We start from the raw sequence: 17,585 nt of genomic DNA, 5'->3' as shown, positions 1-17,585 counted from the left end.
CGGGCCAGGATGCTTGGCTGGTCAGAGGATGCGTCCGCGCAGCATCCAGAACGTCGTTCCGTTGGAGAAAACGCTCTCCGTCCAGCCCGTCGGAGCAATGGTGAGCATGTTGGCCGGCATGACGGGACCTGAGATCGTGCGCTCCTGGCACTGCTGCAGATTGGTCACGGTGACGGGGGCGTTCTGCTGATACTGTGCAGGCCGGATAGGATAGAACCAGGCGATGGCGCCGCCCTGACCGTCGGGCTGGACGCAGATCGAGGTCGCGCGGTCCGAAGGCTTGACGGGCGGGGTCTTTGCATCTCCCGGCATGTTTTCCGCTCGGCAATCCTGGGGGTGTCCCCAACAGACGGGAAGGATCTCCCCCGGGTTCTTCACAATGGAATTGAACGTCTTGTTGATTCCCTTGCCTACGGGGGCGATGTGCTTGCTCCACCAGTCTGCGTGCGCCGGCTCCAGGCTTGCGGCGAACAGAGCTGCCGAGATAGCATACGCAGCAACTGCAATAGATTTAGCGGTCATTTGATGCTCCTTTCGATTTCAACGGTCTTGACCTGACCGTGCGGCTTGCTCTGAGAGCTGCCGGATCATCGCCGCTCTTCGTGGGCTTTGGTAACCCTTTGGCTGTCAGCGTTCTGACAGCCCTGTCAGATGGCCGGGAGGAAGACGCTCATGACCACAGAGGCGGATAGGAAAGAGTTGGCATATCGGATTGAAAAATACTCTGGATCGAATCGAGGTCAGATTGGCTTGCGCTTAGAAGAGGCTGGTGTTGAGTATCGAACTTGGCGCCGCGCCGCGATTGGCATTGGCATTTCAGATGTCGAATTTCAGAAGATTTCTGCGTTTCTCTCGGACAATTCCCTGATCAGATCCAAAGAAGAAACCGGGATTTATCTCAAGGACGATTTTGTCGACTACTATGGATTTTACGACTTGTATCGGCCTAATTCTGCTGATGAGAATCGTATAGAAGTCTTCAGGGCCCAATTTGAATGGGACAAGAATTTGAATGTGGCGAAGGTTGTCGCACAGATCGACAACGGATCACTTCGCGAATTCATCGTCTACAAGCCCGCCGGAAACTTTCTGTTCCTCCGTGGCGCCGTCAGGGGTTGGAGTAGCCTTTATGCCCTAGACAATCTGTGGGACTGCCGGATCCAGGACGGCCAGGCGGTCAGCGTTATGACGGGAGTCAGCGTCGCAATGGACTACACCGATCGCAACGAACGGTCGATCCATCCCGTACTGTTCCCCATCGTTTTGGAGAAGGTCCGGGACAAGGGCTTTATGCCCTACAGGCAGGAGGTGAAACCGAACGCCTCGTATGAGAGGCTCCACGAATTGCTTGCAATTGCGGCTCGTCTCCACATATCTAGCACTGATGTGTGGTCGAGGTTTATGATGCCAGGCGATGCTAACGGCGGGCCCCGAAAGCCCTATTGAAAGGTTCCTCGTTTGGAGCTAACGAAACGGCGTGCAAACGGAGCGCCAGTTCCCGTCTGCGGCGATTTCGAATTAAGCGATTGGAACTGCTAGATTTATTTCTAGGTATTCCGCTTGAAGCGCTCGCCATCGGTGCCGACCGTGTTGCCCTCAGCATAGGCTTTCATCTGCCAATTCTCGCCGGAAAACGCCCAACCTGACAAGGGCGTATGGTCTGGTTCCCTCGGATTGATCCTCAGATCAGCGCTGTTCGTTGGTCGGCAATTCTCGCTCGCCGTTCGAAAAGCAGGTATTCAGACGACGGAACTGCAGCCGACATCAATGCGGCGCGTGCACCTCTGCGGGAATGCCGCCGCCTTCATACTGGCCATTTGCAGATCGAACTCACGGTAATTTGCTTCTGGCTGAATCCCATCTGTCATTGCCCACTAGTAACCGGTTTGGTTGGTTGCAGCCCTAAGACCCCCCACACCACCACCTGAGATCAGATCATGAAAAAGTATGCCCTCGCAGCAGCAGCGGCGCTCCTTTTTGCCGGCGCCACGGCGCACGCGCAGGACGCAGCCCGGCCGCGCTGGGAATGTCCTACCGCCATCTGGACGAACTGTGCCGTGGCGGCTCAGGCGACGATCCGGAAACGATCAAGGCATGCGATCAACGAAATGTAGTTTCGGCGCGGATGCGCAAACTCTTCAACTTGTGCATTCTCACGGCCGAAAGTGACTTCGAAGACTGCAACACGCCGGTCCCGTCAGACGACGACGACAGTGCTGCCGCGAAGCCCGCCCCCACGGCGCCGACAGCGCACGCCAACCCGGCCGCGCTGGATAGGACGATGGACAGCCTGATGAAGAACGCTACGAACGTCGGCGCATGCTACCGTGCCGCTGCGTTCCATGTCGGCGGCAAGCTGCATCAAATCACGGTTCTGGGCGGCGATGCCGCAGCCGCGTTGGTCGAGAACTCTTGCGGCCTCCCGGAGGAAGGATACATGTACTACTGCAAGAAAGCACACCGCTCCGAAGACCAGTGCATCGGCGACTTGAAGCTCATCGCTGTGGACGCGATCCAGCATTCCGGCAACTAACCCACCCCCCGAAGAAGGTCGGCCGGCGACGGTACGCCAAGCTGTAGCGCGTCCCGAGCCCCCGGAATAGACCGGGTCGGTGTCGCCCTGGTAAGCGCTGCGCCGAGCGTCACGCGGCGTTTAACGGCCGCTCTTTGCCAGTGGCTATGGCCAGTTTAATTGGCCACAATGTTAGCAGATTATGACCACCGGCGGCGGCGACTTCCAGCGCCCGCTTGGCGGTCTCCTGGCCCTTGATGTCGGCGAGGTCGGGCAAATCCAGCGCCGCGGCGTGGATGCCGGCCTCGGGGCGCGACAGCACCTGCGTGCCACGAAAATGATTGGCGATGGCAATCAGGCTGCGCGGTGCCAGAATGTCGATATCCTTTCCAGCCCAGGCCGCTTCCGGCCCGCATGCGAACGGGCAGATCAGGCCCTTGCCCTCGGCATTGGCGGCGATCGCCGCCGGCAAGGAGCCGGCGACCGCGGCAATCGTGCCGTCGAGCGACAATTCTCCAAGCACGACATAGCCGGCCAGCATGTCGCCCGGAATGGCGCCCAGCGCGGCCATTAGGCCGAGTGCGATCGGCAGGTCGTAGTGGCTGCCTTCCTTCGGCAGGTCGGCCGGCGCCAGATTGACAGTCACCTTCTTCGACGGCATCGACAGGCCGGAAGCATGCAGTGCGGCCTGCACCCGCTCGCGGCTTTCGGCCACCGCCTTGTCGCCCAGGCCGACGATGTGCATGTTGACCTTGCCGGGCGCGATCATCACCTGCACGTCGACCGGCACGGCCTCGATGCCCTGGAAAGCGACCGTGCGAACCCGCGCCACCATCGTGCAACCCCAATTCAGGCTGGCCCCAGCCCTGCGTTCAGGCCAGGAACGGCCCCTAGGGCAGCCAATCACACTTCCACGGTCAAATCAAGAACATTACGGGAACACATGAGCGCGTGGGTTGCAGCCGAATTGAGCGCGGTTGCAAAAACGGAACATGGTTAAGACAAAATGAAAACGGCTTACCCGCGCTTGTCCTCGACCGCGTCCCAGAACAGGCTGGCGATGTCGGCGCCGCCGAAACGCTTGACCTCACGCACGCCGGTCGGCGAGGTCACGTTGATCTCGGTCATGTAGTCGCCGATGACGTCGATGCCGACGAGGATGAAGCCGCGCTCTTTCAGCGACGGCCCGATGCGGGCGCAGATCTCGCGTTCGCGCTCCGTCAGTTCGGTCTTTTCGGCGCGGCCGCCGACATGCATGTTGGAGCGGGAATCGTGTTCGGCCGGCACCCGGTTGATGGCGCCGACCGGCTCGCCGTCGATCAGGATGATGCGCTTGTCGCCCTTGCGCACGTCCTTGAGATAGCGCTGCACGATATACGGTTCGCGGAACATCTGGCCGAACATTTCCAGCAGCGAGGCAAGGTTGCGGTCGGCCTCCAGCATGTGGAAGATACCGGCGCCGCCATTGCCGTACAGCGGCTTGATGATGATGTCGCCGAACTCCTTGCGGAAGGCGGCAACTTCGAGTGGATCCTTGGTGATCAGCGTGTCCGGCATCAGGTCGGCAAATTCGGTGACGAAGATCTTTTCGGGGCTGTTGCGCACCCAGGCCGGGTCGTTGACCACGAGCGTTTTCGGATGGATGCGCTCCAGGATGTGCGTGGTGGTGATGTAGTTCATGTCGAAGGGTGGATCCTGGCGCAGCAGGACGACATCCATTTCCGACAGATCGGTGCGCACCTTCTCGCCCAGCGAATAGTGGCTGCCCTTCTCGTCGCGCACCTGCATCTCCTCGATGCGGGCAAACACCTTGCCGTCGCGCAGCGACAGCCGATCCGGCGTGTAGTGGAACAGCTCATGGCCGCGCCGCTGCGCTTCCAGCGACAGCGCGAACGAGGTGTCGCCGGCGATCGACACGGTGGAGATGTGGTCCATCTGGACGGCGATTTTCAGCTTCATTGCGGGTCTCCGGCGGCTCGGATGGACGACTGTCTTGCCTGTACAGGCTCACTGCCCGTCTGCCAATCGCGACATTCCTGGGTTTGGCATCCGACACCCGAATGCGTTGCTTTCATCGACCCTTCGGAAAGGTCGCGCTTGTCTGTGAAATATCGATTTCGCGATACGTTTCCTAAAGGGTTTGCTGCCAGTCTGAAAATAAATTCCGACGTCACAAAACAGGGACACCGATGCAAACTTCGTTTGGCACCGGTCAGGCAAACAGGGAGAGCACGGATCTGGCATTCACCGATCCGTTGACCGGGCTTGGCAACCATCGCCGCTTCTTCGACAAGGTCGATCGCCTGATCGCCGACCGTGCCGACGATCCCGCGCCCTTTACCGTCGGCATTCTCGACCTCGACGGCTTCAAGCCGATCAACGATCTGTTCGGCCACAAGGCCGGCGATGACATCCTGATCCAGGTCGCGATGCGGCTGCGCGCCTCGATGGACGGCCATTCCACGGTCTGCCGCATCGGCGCCGACGAATTCGCCTTTCTCTATCCCCTGGTGTTCAGCGAGGATGCAGCGGCCGAAAAGTCCCGCATGCTGATCGAGATCCTGTCGGCGCCCTATGATGTCGGCGAACGCACCGCCAGGCTTTCGGCCTCGGTCGGCTGCTCGCTGTTCTATTCCGGCGACGAGACCACGGAAATCCTCATCAACAAGGCAGAGACGGCGCTCTACCACGCCAAGCGATCCGGGCGCGGCCGCGTCGTCGTCTACACCCGCGAGATGGAAGAGGCGGCCAAGCGCGTCACACGCATCGAACAGGCGCTGCGCCGCGCTGTCTCGGCCGGCGAGGTGGAACCGCATTTCCAGCCCATCGTCGACCTCAACACGCGCCGCACCATCGGCTTCGAGACGCTGGCGCGGTGGACCGACCGCGACCTCGGCTCGGTGCCGCCCACCGTCTTCATCCCCATCGCCGAGGAGCGCGGCATCATCGGCCCGCTGTCGCAGCTGGTGCTGCGCAAGGCGACCGAGGCGGCCCGAAGCTGGCCGAAGGATCTGTTCCTGTCGTTCAACCTGTCGCCTTCGCAGCTCGTCGACCAGAACACCGGCCTGCATATATTGGCGATCCTCGACCGTACCGGCTTCGATCCGCGCCGGCTGGAGATCGAGATCACCGAGACCGGCCTGATGAACGACCCGGCCTCTGCGGCGCAGATCGTCGAGGATCTGCGCCGCGTCGGCATCCGCGTCTCGCTCGACGATTTCGGCACCGGCCAGTCTTCGCTCGGCCGCTTGCGCGAATTCCATTTCGACAAGCTCAAGATCGACCGTGCCTTCGTCTCTTCCATTCTCGACGACCGCCCGTCCGAACACATCATCCGCGCCATTCTCGCAATGTGCGAGGGGCTCGGCATGGACGTGGTCGCCGAAGGCATCGAGCAGGAAGCGCAGGCCGATCGCCTCGTCCAGTTCGGCTGCGCCGGCGGGCAGGGCTATCTGTTCGGCAAGCCGGTCGATGCCGATGCCACGCTCGGCTATCTCCGCGATTCCTTCCGCGGCGCCCTCCGCGCCAAGGCGATCTGACCGGCGATCTCGAAGCGGTTTGCGACCCTGGTGACTTCACCTCGGGTGTCCAGCGCGGTGTATTGTCGTTTTGTCCGACATAAGCCCTGAAATTCGGCGGTTCGCCCTTGCCCGCGCGCCTTGCGTGGCTAGGATGCGCGCCGATCACGCTGGGAGACAGGAACGATGATGCCATCGGCGCATTTTGCCGACCTCGAAGGAGCCTCGGTGCTGATCACCGGCGGCGGTTCCGGAATTGGTGCTGCCCTGACCGAGGGGTTTGTGCGCCAGGGCGCCAATGTCGCCTTCATCGACATCGCCGACGGCCCAAGCACGGCTCTTGCCGACCGCATCGAGAAAGCGTTCGGCAAGCGGCCGCTCTATCTCAAGACCGACCTACGCGACGTCGAGGCCCTGCGGGCGTCCGCCGCGAAGGCCGCCGAGGCGCATGGCGATGTCACCGTGCTGGTCAACAATGCGGCCTGGGATGAACGCCACGCCGTCGAGGACGTGACGGTCGAGTTCTGGGACAACAACCAGGCCATTAATCTCAGGCCGCATTTCTTCACCGCGCAAGCGGTGGCACCGGGCATGAAGCGGGCGGGCGGCGGCTCGATCATCAACTTCACCTCGACATCCTATCTGATCAACCACCCCGACATGCCGTCCTACACGGCCGCCAAGGCCGGTATCCTCGGTCTGACCAAGGGGCTGGCCGGCAAGCTCGGTGTCGACGGCATCCGCGTCAACGCCATTGCGCCCGGCTGGGTGATCACCGAGCGGCAGAAGGAGCTCTGGGTGACCGAACAGGGGCTTGCCGCCCATGTTGCCAAGCAGTGCATCAAACAGGTGATGCAGCCCGACGACATTGTCGGCACCGTGCTGTTCCTGGCCTCGGACGCCTCGCGCATGCTGACAGCGCAGATGCTGGTCGTCGATGGAGGTTTCCTGTGAACCCAGCCGGCAACGCACCGGCGGTCGCCGCCGTCGACTGGGGCACGACCCGCATGCGGGTCTGGCTGATAGACGGGCAAGGCAAGGTGCTTGCCGAACGCCGTGGCGACGATGGCCTGATCACGGCGCAGCAGAAGGGCTTTTCGACCATCCTCGAAGGGCATCTGGCGGCGATGGGAGCACCAGCGGCGCTGCCCGTCATCATCTGCGGTATGGCCGGATCCCGCCAGGGCTGGCTCGAAGCACCCTATGTCACCGTGCCGGCGCCGCTTAGCGCCATCCTTGCGGGTGCCGCCAGCGTGCCCGGCCAGAGCCGCGACATCCGCATCGTTCCGGGCCTTGCCCAGCGACTGGCCGATGCGCCCGACGTCATGCGCGGCGAGGAAACCCAGCTTGCCGGCGCCGGGCTGCCGGCCAAGGGACGTCAGCTGGTCTGCATGCCCGGCACCCATTCGAAATGGGTGCTGGTCGAGGACGGTACTGTCACCGGCTTCGGCACCTGGCCGACCGGCGAGCTGTTTTCGGTGCTTGCCTCGCATTCGATCCTGCGCCATTCGCTCGGCGAACATCCAAAGCCCGTCACATCGGACAATCCGTTCTTCCGCCGCTGGTGCGAAACCGCATTGAGCGATGGCGGCGATGTCACCTCGCGGCTGTTTTCCATCCGCGCCGCCGGCCTGCTGCAGGATTTGAAAGCCGACGATGCCGCCGCCTGCCTGTCCGGCCTTCTGATCGGCGGCGAGATCGCCTCTGCCGGCCGCCGGCACGGCGCCGGTGCCGAACCCGTGGTGCTGGTCGCCTCCGGCGCGCTGGGAACGCTGTACGGCGAGGCACTCGGCCTTGCCGGACTTGAGGTCCGGGCCGTCGACGCGGACGAGGCGGTGCGTGCAGGTCTCGTCGAGGCGGCGCGCGAGAACGGCATGATCGCCAGAATTGGAGCAGCTCGATGAGCCAGACCGCACCGTTTCCAAAACTCAAGCGCGGCCTGGTTGCCATCCTTCGCGGGCTCAAGCCCACCGAGGCGATGGCCATGGGCCAGGCACTGTTCGACGCCGGCATCGAGGCGATCGAAGTGCCGCTGAACTCACCGCAACCGTTCTCGTCGATCGCCCGCATCGTCCAAGTGCTGCCTAAAACGGCACTGGTCGGCGCCGGCACGGTGCTGATGCCAGCCGATGTCGATGGCTTGCACCAGGCCGGAGGGCGGCTGCTGGTAAGTCCCAACATCGATGCCGAGGTGATGGCGCGCGCCATGCATTACGGCATGGTGACGATGCCCGGAGTGTTCACGCCGACCGAAGCCTTCCTGGCGATCAAGCTTGGCGCCTCGGCGCTGAAATTCTTCCCGGCGAGCGTGCTGGGTGCCGGCGGCATTTCCGCGATGCGCGCCGTGTTGCCGGCGCAGACATTGGTCGGCGCCGTCGGCGGCGTCTCCGAAAAAGATTTTGCCGGCTACAAGGCGGCCGGCGTGACCGCCTTTGGTCTGGGCTCCAGCCTGTTCAAGCCTGGCATGAGCGTCGACGAGGTGGCCGCGCGTGCGCAAGCTGCCGTCGCGGCCTGGGATGCGGTGTTCGGAGAAGCAGGATGAGCGAAGCCATCGTTTCGGTTTTTTCCGATCACGTCTGCCAGCTCGGCGAGGGGCCGAGCTACGATCCCGCCACCGATACGCTCTACTGGTTCGACATCGTCAACGGTCAGCTTCTGCAAAAGCAGCTGTCCGGCGGCGCGACCACCGTCCATGAGCTTGGCCAAATGGCGAGCGCCATCGCAATCATCGACGACAAGCGCCAGCTTATCGCCGCCGAAACCGGCCTTTATGTCCGCGATGTCGCGACCGGCAAACTGACGCTGCACACGCCTGTCGAGGCCGACAATCCGGTCACGCGCTCCAACGATTCCCGGGTCCACCCCTGCGGCGCCTTGTGGATGGGCACCATGGGCAAGGGCGAGGAAAAGGGTGCGGGTTCGATCTACTGGTTTTTCAGAGGCGAACTGCGCCGGCTGTTTTCGGACATCACCGTCTCCAATTCGATCTGTTTTACCGAGGATGGCGCAATCGCCTACTACACCGACACCTCGACCGGGCTGCTGATGCGCGTCGCCTGCGACCCGGCGACCGGCCTGCCTGCCGGTGAGCCAAAGCTGTTCGTCGATCACCGCTCGGCCAAGGGCTATGTCGACGGATCCGTGCTCGACCGCGACGGCATCCTGTGGAATGCCGTCTGGGGCGGCAGCGTCATCGAAGCCTATGGGCCCGACGGCAAGCTCGTCCGCACGGTCGCCATGCCGGTGACGCAGCCGTCCTGCCCGGCCTTTGTCGGCGCCAAGGCCGATCGGCTGGCGGTCACCTCCGCCTGGTCGGGCAAGGATGAGAAGCAGCGTCTGCTGGATCTGCAGGGCGGCATGACCTTTCTGCTCGATATTCCCGTCAACGGCCGCTTCGAGCCGCGCGTGCTGATCGCCTGAGCGAACTGGATTCTGCGGTCGGACGGTGCGTTGTCACGCAACCGCCCGCGCCGTGTCGGTTTCGCGAGAGCCTGACGCCTTGACCATGCGATGGTAGGCAATCCTACTGCCGGAATCGTTCATCTCATGTCGAGCCGCAAGCCAAGACTGATCCTCGTCCATGAGCCGGAGAAGGCTTGTTTCGACCGTCTGGTCGCCGACGGTCATGCGCCGCAGCGTGCCGGCGAAATCGCGTCCTATCTAGGGCAGTCGACCGACCTCGCCCCCGAATTCGACATGCTTGGCCGCGCCTGCCGGGCACGCGGCCTGTCTTTCGCGCCGGTGGCGCTGGACGATGCCGCAAGCGTCCTCGCCGGCGAGCATCCCAGCACAACGCTGGTCTGGACGCTGACCGACGGCATCGCCTATTTCCGCGGCGGCGCGGCGCCCGCTCTGGCGCGATTGGGCGGTTTCAAGACGATCGGCGCAGATGATGCGCTGTTCGCGCTCTGTCAGGACAAGTTCCGCTCCGGAGCCGTGCTCGGCGCACTCGGCATGCCGGTGCCGCAGGCCGGGCTCGCGCGCGACGGCCAATGGCTGGCCGAGCCGCCGGCCTCGCCCGCCGGCTGGTTCGTCAAGCCCAACCGGCTCGGCGCCAAGATCGGTATTTGGCCGGACTCGCGTGTGGCCGACCTCGGCCATGCGCTGGAGCTTAGCCGGCGCGTCTTTTCGGCCTATCGCGACGATGTCGTCGTCCAGCCCTATGTCGCCGGCCGCAACGTGCGCGCCAGTTTCCTCGGCCTGGTGCCAGGTGCCGGGGTCGAAGCGCTTGGCGTGGCCTTTGTCGATTCAGGCGCCGATTTCCAGACCATGGCCGACAGCCTGGCGCTCTATGGCGACACCGGCGAGGCAGCGAAAGCGGCGGGACATTACGCCGAGCCGGAACTCGTCGCGGTTGCCGACAGCCAGCCGGCCGCCGACGCCACGATACGTGCGATCGCCGGGCGGCTGATGAGCGGGCTCGGCCTGCGCGACGTGTTTTCGATCGATCTCAGGGTAGAGGCCGACAATACCGTCCACCTCATCGAGTTCGAGGTCTGCCCCGGCCTGCCCTGCTTCGATTTTCGCGCCTATTGCCGCCAGCAATGGGGCCTCGAGCTGGCCGACGCCATGGCCGAGACAGCGGCGAGCCGGCTGATCGGCCAAGAGCATCGCGCCTGAAGGCGCGACGGCAGATCGCGGGCCGACCGGCGGACGCGTTCCACTACGGCATTCGCTCGACCGCCTGCAAGGACGGATCCATCTTGTCCCAGGCATGGCCGTGGCTCGTGTAGGTCACCATCTGCGGGCTGAACTGTTCCGGATCGTCGAGGCTGGCCGCGTGGACCACTATCAGCTCGGGCATGGCGACGGGTATCAGAAAGACCGGCGTTCCGCAGGTTGGACAGAAGGTGTGGATTTTTTCATTGCCGCTGGCGCCCGCCACGCGCCAGGTGCTCACCTCCCCGGTGATGGCCATATCGGCACGTTGGCCGAAGGTCAGGTAGGATCCGTGGCCGGTGCCTGAGCGCTTCTGGCAATCGCTGCACTGGCAGTGGTTCTGGAAGATCGGCTCGTCATTTGTTTCGTAACGGATCGCGCCGCATGCGCAGCCGCCGGTATAACGCTTGGTCATTGTCATTCTCCACGGGCCTGATTCTGCTTGAGGTCGCAGCATCAGGCCGATTTCGGCTTGGCGAAAATGTCGATGCCGCTGCCGGTTTCGAGGAAAGATTTCAGGCTCGACAGCACCGCCGGCCAGCCCTGGCTGACGCCCTTCGCCATGCCGCTGCCGGCTTCGAGCTCGTCATGGCTGACGGTCAGCCGCACCATGGTGTCGTATTCCTCGATGGCGAACGTCACCCGGCTGGTTTTCGACGGATCGTCGGCCTGCGAAGCATTCGCCCAGGTGATGACAAGGCGGGTCGGCGGCGAAATCTCGACGACCTTGCCGACGAGCTCTACGGTCCGTTCGTCATTGGCGCGGATATGTTCCCATTTCGAACCCGGCGTCCATTCGGAGACGTTCTCGTGGCCCCAGTAGCGCTTCGCGATCTCGGGCTTGATTATGGCCTCGAACACCTTCTGCGGCGTCGAGCGGATATAGGTCACGTAGACAAAGCTGGTCGTTTCCCTGGTCATTGCTCTTCTCCTTCGAGTTCTTGCTTCAGGTCGTGCAGCAGGCTGAGCCGCTGCCGTTCGAATTTCCGTACCCAGCGCTCGTAGACTTCGTGCAAGGGCACGGGATTGATGAAATGCAGCTTTTCGCGGCCGCGCTTGACCGTGCTCACCAGATTGGCCGCCTCCAGCAGATCGAGGTGCTGGGTGGCGGATTGCCTGGCCATGTCCAGGTTTTCGCAAAGCTGACCGAGCGTCTGCCCGTTCTGCTCGCACAGAAGGTCAAGCAGCCTTCTGCGTGTCGGGTCGCCCAGCGCTTTGAAAACCTTGTCGGCGTCCATCTGCCTCACTCTGTTGTAAGGCATAATATGCAGGTAAATACCTGCATGTCAACCTGCAGTTGGCCCCGCATCGCAAGACTGGATGCGGCTATTCGGACTCGGACGTTGATTGCGCGATGGGCCGCCCCGGCCATGTACCTGATGTCGGAGCCCTGCTTAGCGGCGCCAAACTGCGGACGTAAACCTGCAGGATTTCGTCTGAAGTCCTGCTACTAGCGCTGCAGCAGGGATTTGACAGGATGCCTATCGACGGCCGAGATTTCATCGTTCGTTGGTGGACCATCCTAAGCGTTCGAGATTGGCCGAAGCCTCCCAACTTCGTCATCCTAGGGCGAAGCAGGAGCGAAGCTCCGTCGCGGAGACTCTGGGATCCATGCCGCGACCTTGGCCGAAGAATGCAGCGGAGCAGAATTCTACACCGCTGCAACGCTTTGAAGTCGCGGCATGGATCCTCGGGTCTGCGCTGCGTCGCTACGCTCCTTGCTTCGCCCGTGGATGACGAAGGCGCTGGGCGTTTGCGGCAATCGCCAAGGTATGCCGTCCGTCACACCCGCGATTCGTCAAAACTGCTCGAGGCGGATTTTAGGCGCCCTCGACCAGAACGATCTCGCCGTCGGCGACCTTCTGACGGATGGCGACGGCGCGCTGGTATTCCGGCGAATGGTAGCAATCATGCGCGGCGGCGAGCGATTCGAACTCTATGATGACATTGCGTGCCCGGCCGGGGCCTTCGGCCTTTTCATGCTCTCCGCCGCGCGCCAGAAACTTCGCGCCGAAGCGCTCGAAGGCAGGCTTGGCGGCGGCGACGTAGTCCTTGTAGCCTTCCGCGTCGCGCACATCGACACGGGCGATCCAGTATCCCTTGGGCATTTTCTTGGTCTCCGAACTTGTTCTTGGAAATCTCAGGCCGAGCGCATCTCGTCGAGGATGGCCTCGGCCGCTTCCCGTTTGTTGGCCGCAGCAATGATAGGCCTGCCGACGACGAGGTGGCTGGCGCCGTTGCGGATCGCCTGGCCCGGCGTCACCACGCGCTTCTGGTCGCCATGATCGCTGCCCGCCGGCCGGATGCCGGGCGTCACCACCGCCATGTCGGGGCCGACGATGCGGCGCACCGCTTCGGCTTCCGCGGCCGAGCAGACGATGCCCCCCATGCCGGCATGCAGCGCCTGTTCCGAGCGCCGCAGCACCAGCGTATGCGGGTCGTACTCATAGCCGACGTCGATCATGTCCTGCTCGTCCATCGAGGTCAGCACGCTGACCGCAAGCAGGCAAAGATCGCTGCCTCTGGCCGCCTCTACGGCGGCCTGCATAGCCTTCGGGTAGGCGTGGATGGTCAGCATGGTCATGCCCATCTTGACGATGTTCTCGACGCCCTTGGCCACCGTGTGGTCGATGTCGAGCAGCTTCATGTCGAGGAAGACCTTGGTGCCGCCGCTGGCCAGTTCCCTGGCGAAATCGAGCCCGCCGGCGAAGGCAAGCTGGTAGCCGATCTTGTAGAAGGAGACGACGCCGTCGAGTTCGCGCACCGCCTGCTCGGCCTCCCTCACGGTCGGGACATCGAGGCCGACTATCAGTCTTTCCTGCATGGATCGTGCCTGTATGGATTGTGCCTGCATCGTCGTTGCGATCACGCCTCGATCCGGGTGGACAGCATGCGCGAGGTTTCGATCAGGGTGCGGCATAGGTGCTCCATCGATTTGTGCAGTCTTTCGTCACGGAAGTTTCCATCCTCGTCGAAGGCGCCGCCGCCGTCGGGCACCGAGCATTCCGGCGTCACCACCTCCATCTGGCAGCGCACCAGCACCGCGCGCAGATGGTTGATGCAGCGGATGCCGGCAAAGTGCCCGCTGGAGGACGAACAGAGGCCGGCGACCTTGCCGGCCAGCGGCCTCACCGGCCGGCCGCCATCCCTGCGCACCCGGCTCACCCAGTCGATCGTGTTCTTGAGCAGCGGCGGAATGGAGCCATTATATTCGGGCGTGGCGATCAGCAGCCCGTCATGGGCGATCACCAGACGGCCAAGTTTCTGGGCGTTTTCAGGAACGCCTTTTTCCTTTTCCAAATCCTCGTCCATGATCGGCAGGGGGTAGTCGGCAAGCGAGATGCGGGTCACCTCGGCGCCCTGCATGGCGAGTTCCTTCTGCGCCACGTCGGCGGTCCTGCCGCTATAGGCGCCGCTGCGAACCGAGCCGGCGAAGACGAGGATTTTCGGGATCACTGCCATTGGCCACCCTTGTTCCCGGACAGGTACAGCCAAGGATCGAGCAAATCAACGCCAACTTCGTCATCCTTGGGCGAAGCAGGAGCGAAGCTCCGTCGTGGAGACCCTGGAATCCATTCCGTGACAGCTATCCAGGAGTGCAGCGGAACAGAATTCTGCGCCGTAGCGGCGCTCGGAAGTCGCGGCATGGATCCTCGGGTCTGCGCTGCGTCGCTGCGCTCCTTGCTCCGCCCGTGGATGACGAAGCGATGGGCGGATTTGGCCAATCTCGAAGCCGCACGCGGTGCCCAGCACCTACCCACTCACCGCCGGCCGCCGCCCCTTCCACGGCATCTCTCGCTCCAACTGTGCCGACGCGGCCAGCACCGTTGCCTCGTCGCCGTAGCGGCCGACGAGCTGCACGCCGATCGGGACGCCGCCTTTCGACCAGCCGAGCGGCAGCGAGATCGCCGGTTGGCCGGAGATGTTGAAGGGGAAGGCAAACACCGAGTCCGCCCATTTGGCGTTGTAGCGATCGATGTCTGTTTCCGACATGTCGTAATAGCCGAACGGGCGCGGCAGCTGCGTCAGGGTCGGGGTGATGAAGAGATCGTAGGCGCCGAGGTCGCCGACGATGTCGCGGCCGACCTGCCTGAGTTGCTCGACATCGGAGATGTGCCTGATGCCGCTGGTCGAGCGGCCGCGCTCGATGATTGCCCAAGTCACCGCCTCGACATCGCCTGGCGTCACCGGCCGCCCCACCACCGTCTCAAGGTAGTCGAACGTCGCCGCCGTCTGCACGCAGGTCATGTTGGTGTAGGTCTTCCACACAGCATTGGCGTCGAGCGGCATGTCATGCTCTTCGACGTGGTGGCCGAGGCGCTCGAGTGCCGCCACGGTCGCCAGCACCGCCGCCTTCACCTCCGCATCGATCGCCGTGCCGTTGGGCGGCGTGACGGAAAAGCCGATGCGCAGCTTCTTTGGCGCTCGCGCCGAGAGGCTGAGCCAGCTGCCATCTGGAACCGGCGGCGTGTAGGGATCGCCGGGCAGCGCGCCGGCAACCGCATCGAGATAGGCCGCGGTGTCGCGCACGGTGCGCGAGCAGCAGAGAAAATAGGCGCCGCCGTACCAATAGTCGCCGAACGGCGCGAGGCTGACACGTCCGCGCGACGGTTTTAAGCCCACAATGCCGCAGCAGGAGGCCGGGATGCGGATCGAGCCGGCGCCATCGCTGGCCTCGGCGATCGGCACCATGCGCGACGCGATGGCCGCGGCAGCGCCGCCGCTCGAGCCGCCGGGCGTGATGCCTTCCTTCCACGGGTTCTTGGTCACACCGTAGAGTTTCGGCTCGGTGGTGATCGACCAGCCATTTTCCGGCGCGTTCGACTTGCCGACCAGCACCAGCCCGGCCGCCTTCATGCGGCGAACGACCTCGGTGTCGAAATCGGCAACGACATCCCTGAGGTAGAAAGAAGAATTGGTGTTCGGCGCCCCGGTCCAGGACGAGGCCAGCTCCTTGAGCAGGAACGGCACACCGGCGAAGGGCGCTGATGTGTCGACCGTTTCGGCCTGCGCCCGCGCCATGTCGTAGAGGCGATGGATGACCGCATTGAGCGCCGGGTTGAGCCGCTCGACCAGCGTGATCGCTGCCTCCACCAGTTCCGCCGGTGAAACCTGGCCGCTGTGCACCAGTCCGGCCAGGTCGAGCGCGTCGGACTCGGCATAGGTTTTCAGCAGACTTTCGGTGACCATGTCTCTCTCCCAATTTTTCAACGTCGTTCGTTGATCTTGCCAACGTTTGGCGCCGCCTCCCGGCACCCTCTGTCGAGAGGGACCAAGGCACTCAAGAAACCTAGCTTTTCGCCCTACGAATACCCCCACCCCTAACCCCTCCCCACAAGGTGGAGGGGGATTCTGTAGGCGCTGAACTCGGCAAATCACAGGCGTTTAACACCGAGGATGAAGAGCGCGGCAGCTTCCCTCCCCCTTGTGGGGAGGGTTAGGGTGGGGGTCCTTCTTCGCCAGAATCCATATGCGACAGCCTCGAATGGGGACGGGGAGACGGGAATTGCGTCAGGCCAGGTCGATGGTCCGCCCGAGCGCGATGCTCTGTTCGGCGGCGAGCACGATGCGCAGGCTGTTGACCGCTGCATCCATCTGCTCGGTCAGGTCGAGATCCTCGCGGATGGCGCGCAGGAAGAAGGCCTGCTCGCGGTCGCAGAGTTCCTGGTGGCCGGGCTCGTCCTCCATGCTGACGATCTCGTCGGGCTTGGAGAAATTCTTGTCGCCATCGACAGCGGCATAGTGGATCTTCAGCGCGTCGGTCTTGGTGTGGCGGTCGATGTCGGCGGAGTTCGACACCTCGGCGGTGTCGGCGGCGCTGCTCGCCTGCTGTCCGGCGACGATCGACACCGCGCCCTTGGGGCCGACCACGTCCTTCACGAAATAGGCCGTCTCGCTCATCATCGGACCCCAGCCGGCTTCGTACCAGCCGACCGAGCCGTCATCGAAGGTCACGTGCAGGTGGCCGTAATTCTGCTTGTCGGCTTCCGCCCAGAGCTTGACGCCGATGCCGTGCACGCGCACCGGCTTGGCGCCGGTCAATTGGCACATGACGTCGACATAGTGGACGCCGCAATCGACGATCGGGATCAGCGAATCGATCAGGTTCTTGTGCCAGTGCCAGGCACTGCCGCTGCTCTGCTGGTTGAGGTTGAGCCGCATGACCAGCGGCTTGCCGAGTGTCTTGCCGACCTCGATGAACTTGATCCATGACGGGTGGACGCGCAAGATATAGCCGAGCACCAGCTTGCGGTTCTTGGCGCGCGCCGCCGCGACAACCTTCTCGGCATCCTCATTGTTGGTGGCGAGCGGCTTTTCCATGAACACATGGCAGTTGGCGGCGATCGCCTTCAGCGCATATTCGGCATGGGTGTTCGGCCAGCTGTTGATCGAGACGGCGTCCGGTTTCGTCTCCTTCAGCGCCTGGTCGAAATCCTCGTAGAGTGGGTAGCCGGCTAATTCTCCTGGTATCCTCGTGTTGCTCTTGATCGAGCGGCTCATGATGCCGACGATCTCGAAACCGTCGAGCCGGTGATAGGCGCTGGCATGCGACGCACCCATATTGCCGAGACCCACCACCAGCACTTTAACCTTGTCGGACACCGCTGCCTCCCAATTGATTGAATTGTGGACGGCGATCAGCGCCGCCGCTCACTGCCCTTCCTCTCCCCCGTCGATCGGGGGAGAGGTGTCGAGCGCAGCTCGACGGAGTGGGGGTCGACCTTCGCCGCCCGCCTAATATTTCTTGCGCGTCGGATTGTGCCTGTCTTGCGGCGACTGCGCGTTTGGCGAACGCCTTCCCCCACTCCGTCGCCGCTTCGCGGCGCCACCTTGTATCTACACGAGAGAGATTTCGTGGGATTAGAGCGATTGAGCCAAGGTCCGGGCGGCCGCCC

18 protein-coding genes and 1 pseudogene are annotated in these 17,585 nt (G+C 63.3%); 8 read left to right on the top strand and 11 right to left on the bottom strand.

Translation table 11 applies throughout. The features are described from left to right. Positions 1–21: 21 nt before the first annotated feature. The gene (locus X735_RS136880) at positions 22–522 is read right to left on the bottom strand and encodes a hypothetical protein (RefSeq protein ID WP_023814203.1); all 501 of its coding nucleotides are present in this window, start codon (positions 520–522) and stop codon (positions 22–24) included. A gap of 150 nt (positions 523–672) precedes the next feature. On the opposite strand from X735_RS136880, the gene X735_RS136885 reads away from it, so the two are divergent. Both X735_RS136885 and X735_RS136890 read left to right on the top strand, forming a co-directional pair. Beyond that, complete coding sequence (locus X735_RS136885) at positions 673–1,446, top strand: hypothetical protein (protein ID WP_155930628.1); 774 nt, start codon at positions 673–675, stop codon at positions 1,444–1,446. A 580-nt stretch (positions 1,447–2,026) separates the two neighbouring features. Then, positions 2,027–2,533, top strand: coding sequence for a hypothetical protein (locus X735_RS136890; RefSeq protein ID WP_023814200.1), 507 nt, complete (start codon positions 2,027–2,029; stop codon positions 2,531–2,533). 172 nt (positions 2,534–2,705) lie between these two features. On the opposite strand, the pseudogene X735_RS136895 reads toward X735_RS136890, so the two are convergent. Beyond that, positions 2,706–3,347: pseudogene (locus X735_RS136895) on the bottom strand (magnesium chelatase domain-containing protein); the annotation flags it as partial. A gap of 182 nt (positions 3,348–3,529) precedes the next feature. Beyond that, entirely contained in the window at positions 3,530–4,471 is a 942-nt protein-coding gene (gene gshB / locus X735_RS136900; protein ID WP_023814198.1) for a glutathione synthase, read from the bottom strand. A gap of 230 nt (positions 4,472–4,701) precedes the next feature. Between gshB and X735_RS136905 the strand changes: the two genes are divergently transcribed. The 6 genes from X735_RS136905 to X735_RS136930 all read left to right on the top strand — a co-directional run bounded on the left by X735_RS136905 (position 4,702) and on the right by X735_RS136930 (position 10,650). Beyond that, a complete protein-coding gene (locus X735_RS136905) occupies positions 4,702–6,051 on the top strand; it encodes an EAL domain-containing protein (RefSeq protein ID WP_023814197.1) in 1,350 nt (449 codons plus the stop codon). A 165-nt stretch (positions 6,052–6,216) separates the two neighbouring features. Further along, on the top strand, positions 6,217–6,984 hold the full coding sequence (locus X735_RS136910) for an SDR family oxidoreductase (protein ID WP_023814196.1): 768 nt from the start codon (positions 6,217–6,219) through the stop codon (positions 6,982–6,984). Beyond that, positions 6,981–7,934, top strand: coding sequence for a 2-dehydro-3-deoxygalactonokinase (locus tag X735_RS136915; protein WP_023814195.1), 954 nt, complete (start codon positions 6,981–6,983; stop codon positions 7,932–7,934). The genes X735_RS136910 and X735_RS136915 overlap by 4 nt, the downstream gene beginning before the upstream one ends. Then, positions 7,931–8,572, top strand: a complete 642-nt coding sequence (locus X735_RS136920; RefSeq protein WP_023814194.1) for a 2-dehydro-3-deoxy-6-phosphogalactonate aldolase — start codon at positions 7,931–7,933, stop codon at positions 8,570–8,572. The genes X735_RS136915 and X735_RS136920 overlap by 4 nt, the downstream gene beginning before the upstream one ends. Beyond that, positions 8,569–9,450: an SMP-30/gluconolactonase/LRE family protein gene (locus X735_RS136925; protein ID WP_023814193.1), complete on the top strand. Its 882-nt coding sequence runs from the start codon at positions 8,569–8,571 to the stop codon at positions 9,448–9,450. Before X735_RS136920 ends, X735_RS136925 begins: the two co-directional genes overlap by 4 nt. A 126-nt stretch (positions 9,451–9,576) precedes the next feature. Continuing rightward, a complete protein-coding gene (locus X735_RS136930) occupies positions 9,577–10,650 on the top strand; it encodes a hypothetical protein (RefSeq protein ID WP_023814192.1) in 1,074 nt (357 codons plus the stop codon). Positions 10,651–10,693: 43 nt separating this feature from the next. Here the strand turns inward: X735_RS136930 and X735_RS136935 are convergent, their stop codons facing one another. From X735_RS136935 to X735_RS136970, 8 genes are all read right to left on the bottom strand, one after another. Then, positions 10,694–11,104: a GFA family protein gene (locus X735_RS136935; protein ID WP_023814191.1), complete on the bottom strand. Its 411-nt coding sequence runs from the start codon at positions 11,102–11,104 to the stop codon at positions 10,694–10,696. A 41-nt stretch (positions 11,105–11,145) separates the two neighbouring features. Further along, positions 11,146–11,610 (bottom strand): SRPBCC family protein, encoded by a 465-nt coding sequence (locus tag X735_RS136940; protein WP_013528593.1) that lies wholly within the window; start codon positions 11,608–11,610, stop codon positions 11,146–11,148. Beyond that, a complete protein-coding gene (locus X735_RS136945; RefSeq protein ID WP_023814190.1) occupies positions 11,607–11,927 on the bottom strand; it encodes a helix-turn-helix domain-containing protein in 321 nt (106 codons plus the stop codon). The genes X735_RS136940 and X735_RS136945 overlap by 4 nt, the downstream gene beginning before the upstream one ends. Positions 11,928–12,509: 582 nt before the next feature. After that, positions 12,510–12,797 carry a DUF1330 domain-containing protein gene (locus X735_RS136950; RefSeq protein WP_023762651.1) on the bottom strand — a complete coding sequence of 96 codons (288 nt, stop codon included), beginning with the start codon at positions 12,795–12,797 and terminating at the stop codon, positions 12,510–12,512. A gap of 32 nt (positions 12,798–12,829) precedes the next feature. Further along, positions 12,830–13,543 carry an orotidine-5'-phosphate decarboxylase gene (gene pyrF / locus X735_RS136955; protein ID WP_031213922.1) on the bottom strand — a complete coding sequence of 238 codons (714 nt, stop codon included), beginning with the start codon at positions 13,541–13,543 and terminating at the stop codon, positions 12,830–12,832. Positions 13,544–13,554: 11 nt separating this feature from the next. Next, entirely contained in the window at positions 13,555–14,151 is a 597-nt protein-coding gene (locus X735_RS136960) for an NADPH-dependent FMN reductase (RefSeq protein ID WP_023814188.1), read from the bottom strand. 291 nt (positions 14,152–14,442) lie between these two features. Beyond that, on the bottom strand, positions 14,443–15,879 hold the full coding sequence (locus X735_RS136965; protein WP_023814187.1) for an amidase: 1,437 nt from the start codon (positions 15,877–15,879) through the stop codon (positions 14,443–14,445). A 321-nt stretch (positions 15,880–16,200) separates the two neighbouring features. After that, entirely contained in the window at positions 16,201–17,292 is a 1,092-nt protein-coding gene (locus tag X735_RS136970; protein WP_023814186.1) for a Gfo/Idh/MocA family oxidoreductase, read from the bottom strand. Positions 17,293–17,585 lie beyond the last annotated feature (293 nt).

Source organism: Mesorhizobium sp. L2C084A000 (assembly GCF_000502875.1).
In the GTDB taxonomy this organism is placed as follows: Bacteria; Pseudomonadota; Alphaproteobacteria; order Rhizobiales; family Rhizobiaceae; genus Mesorhizobium.
This window is presented reverse-complemented; position numbering and strand designations above follow the sequence as displayed.

Coding starts and splice junctions, on each gene's coding strand:
- X735_RS136880 (WP_023814203.1), bottom strand. CDS start 522: ATGACCGCTAAATCTATTGCAGTTGCTGCGTATGCTATCTCGGCAGCT.
- X735_RS136885 (WP_155930628.1), top strand. CDS start 673: ATGACCACAGAGGCGGATAGGAAAGAGTTGGCATATCGGATTGAAAAA.
- X735_RS136890 (WP_023814200.1), top strand. CDS start 2,027: ATGTCCTACCGCCATCTGGACGAACTGTGCCGTGGCGGCTCAGGCGAC.
- gshB (WP_023814198.1), bottom strand. CDS start 4,471: ATGAAGCTGAAAATCGCCGTCCAGATGGACCACATCTCCACCGTGTCG.
- X735_RS136905 (WP_023814197.1), top strand. CDS start 4,702: ATGCAAACTTCGTTTGGCACCGGTCAGGCAAACAGGGAGAGCACGGAT.
- X735_RS136910 (WP_023814196.1), top strand. CDS start 6,217: ATGATGCCATCGGCGCATTTTGCCGACCTCGAAGGAGCCTCGGTGCTG.
- X735_RS136920 (WP_023814194.1), top strand. CDS start 7,931: ATGAGCCAGACCGCACCGTTTCCAAAACTCAAGCGCGGCCTGGTTGCC.
- X735_RS136925 (WP_023814193.1), top strand. CDS start 8,569: ATGAGCGAAGCCATCGTTTCGGTTTTTTCCGATCACGTCTGCCAGCTC.
- X735_RS136930 (WP_023814192.1), top strand. CDS start 9,577: ATGTCGAGCCGCAAGCCAAGACTGATCCTCGTCCATGAGCCGGAGAAG.
- X735_RS136935 (WP_023814191.1), bottom strand. CDS start 11,104: ATGACCAAGCGTTATACCGGCGGCTGCGCATGCGGCGCGATCCGTTAC.
- X735_RS136940 (WP_013528593.1), bottom strand. CDS start 11,610: ATGACCAGGGAAACGACCAGCTTTGTCTACGTGACCTATATCCGCTCG.
- X735_RS136945 (WP_023814190.1), bottom strand. CDS start 11,927: ATGGACGCCGACAAGGTTTTCAAAGCGCTGGGCGACCCGACACGCAGA.
- X735_RS136950 (WP_023762651.1), bottom strand. CDS start 12,797: ATGCCCAAGGGATACTGGATCGCCCGTGTCGATGTGCGCGACGCGGAA.
- pyrF (WP_031213922.1), bottom strand. CDS start 13,543: ATGCAGGCACAATCCATACAGGCACGATCCATGCAGGAAAGACTGATA.
- X735_RS136960 (WP_023814188.1), bottom strand. CDS start 14,151: ATGGCAGTGATCCCGAAAATCCTCGTCTTCGCCGGCTCGGTTCGCAGC.
- X735_RS136965 (WP_023814187.1), bottom strand. CDS start 15,879: ATGGTCACCGAAAGTCTGCTGAAAACCTATGCCGAGTCCGACGCGCTC.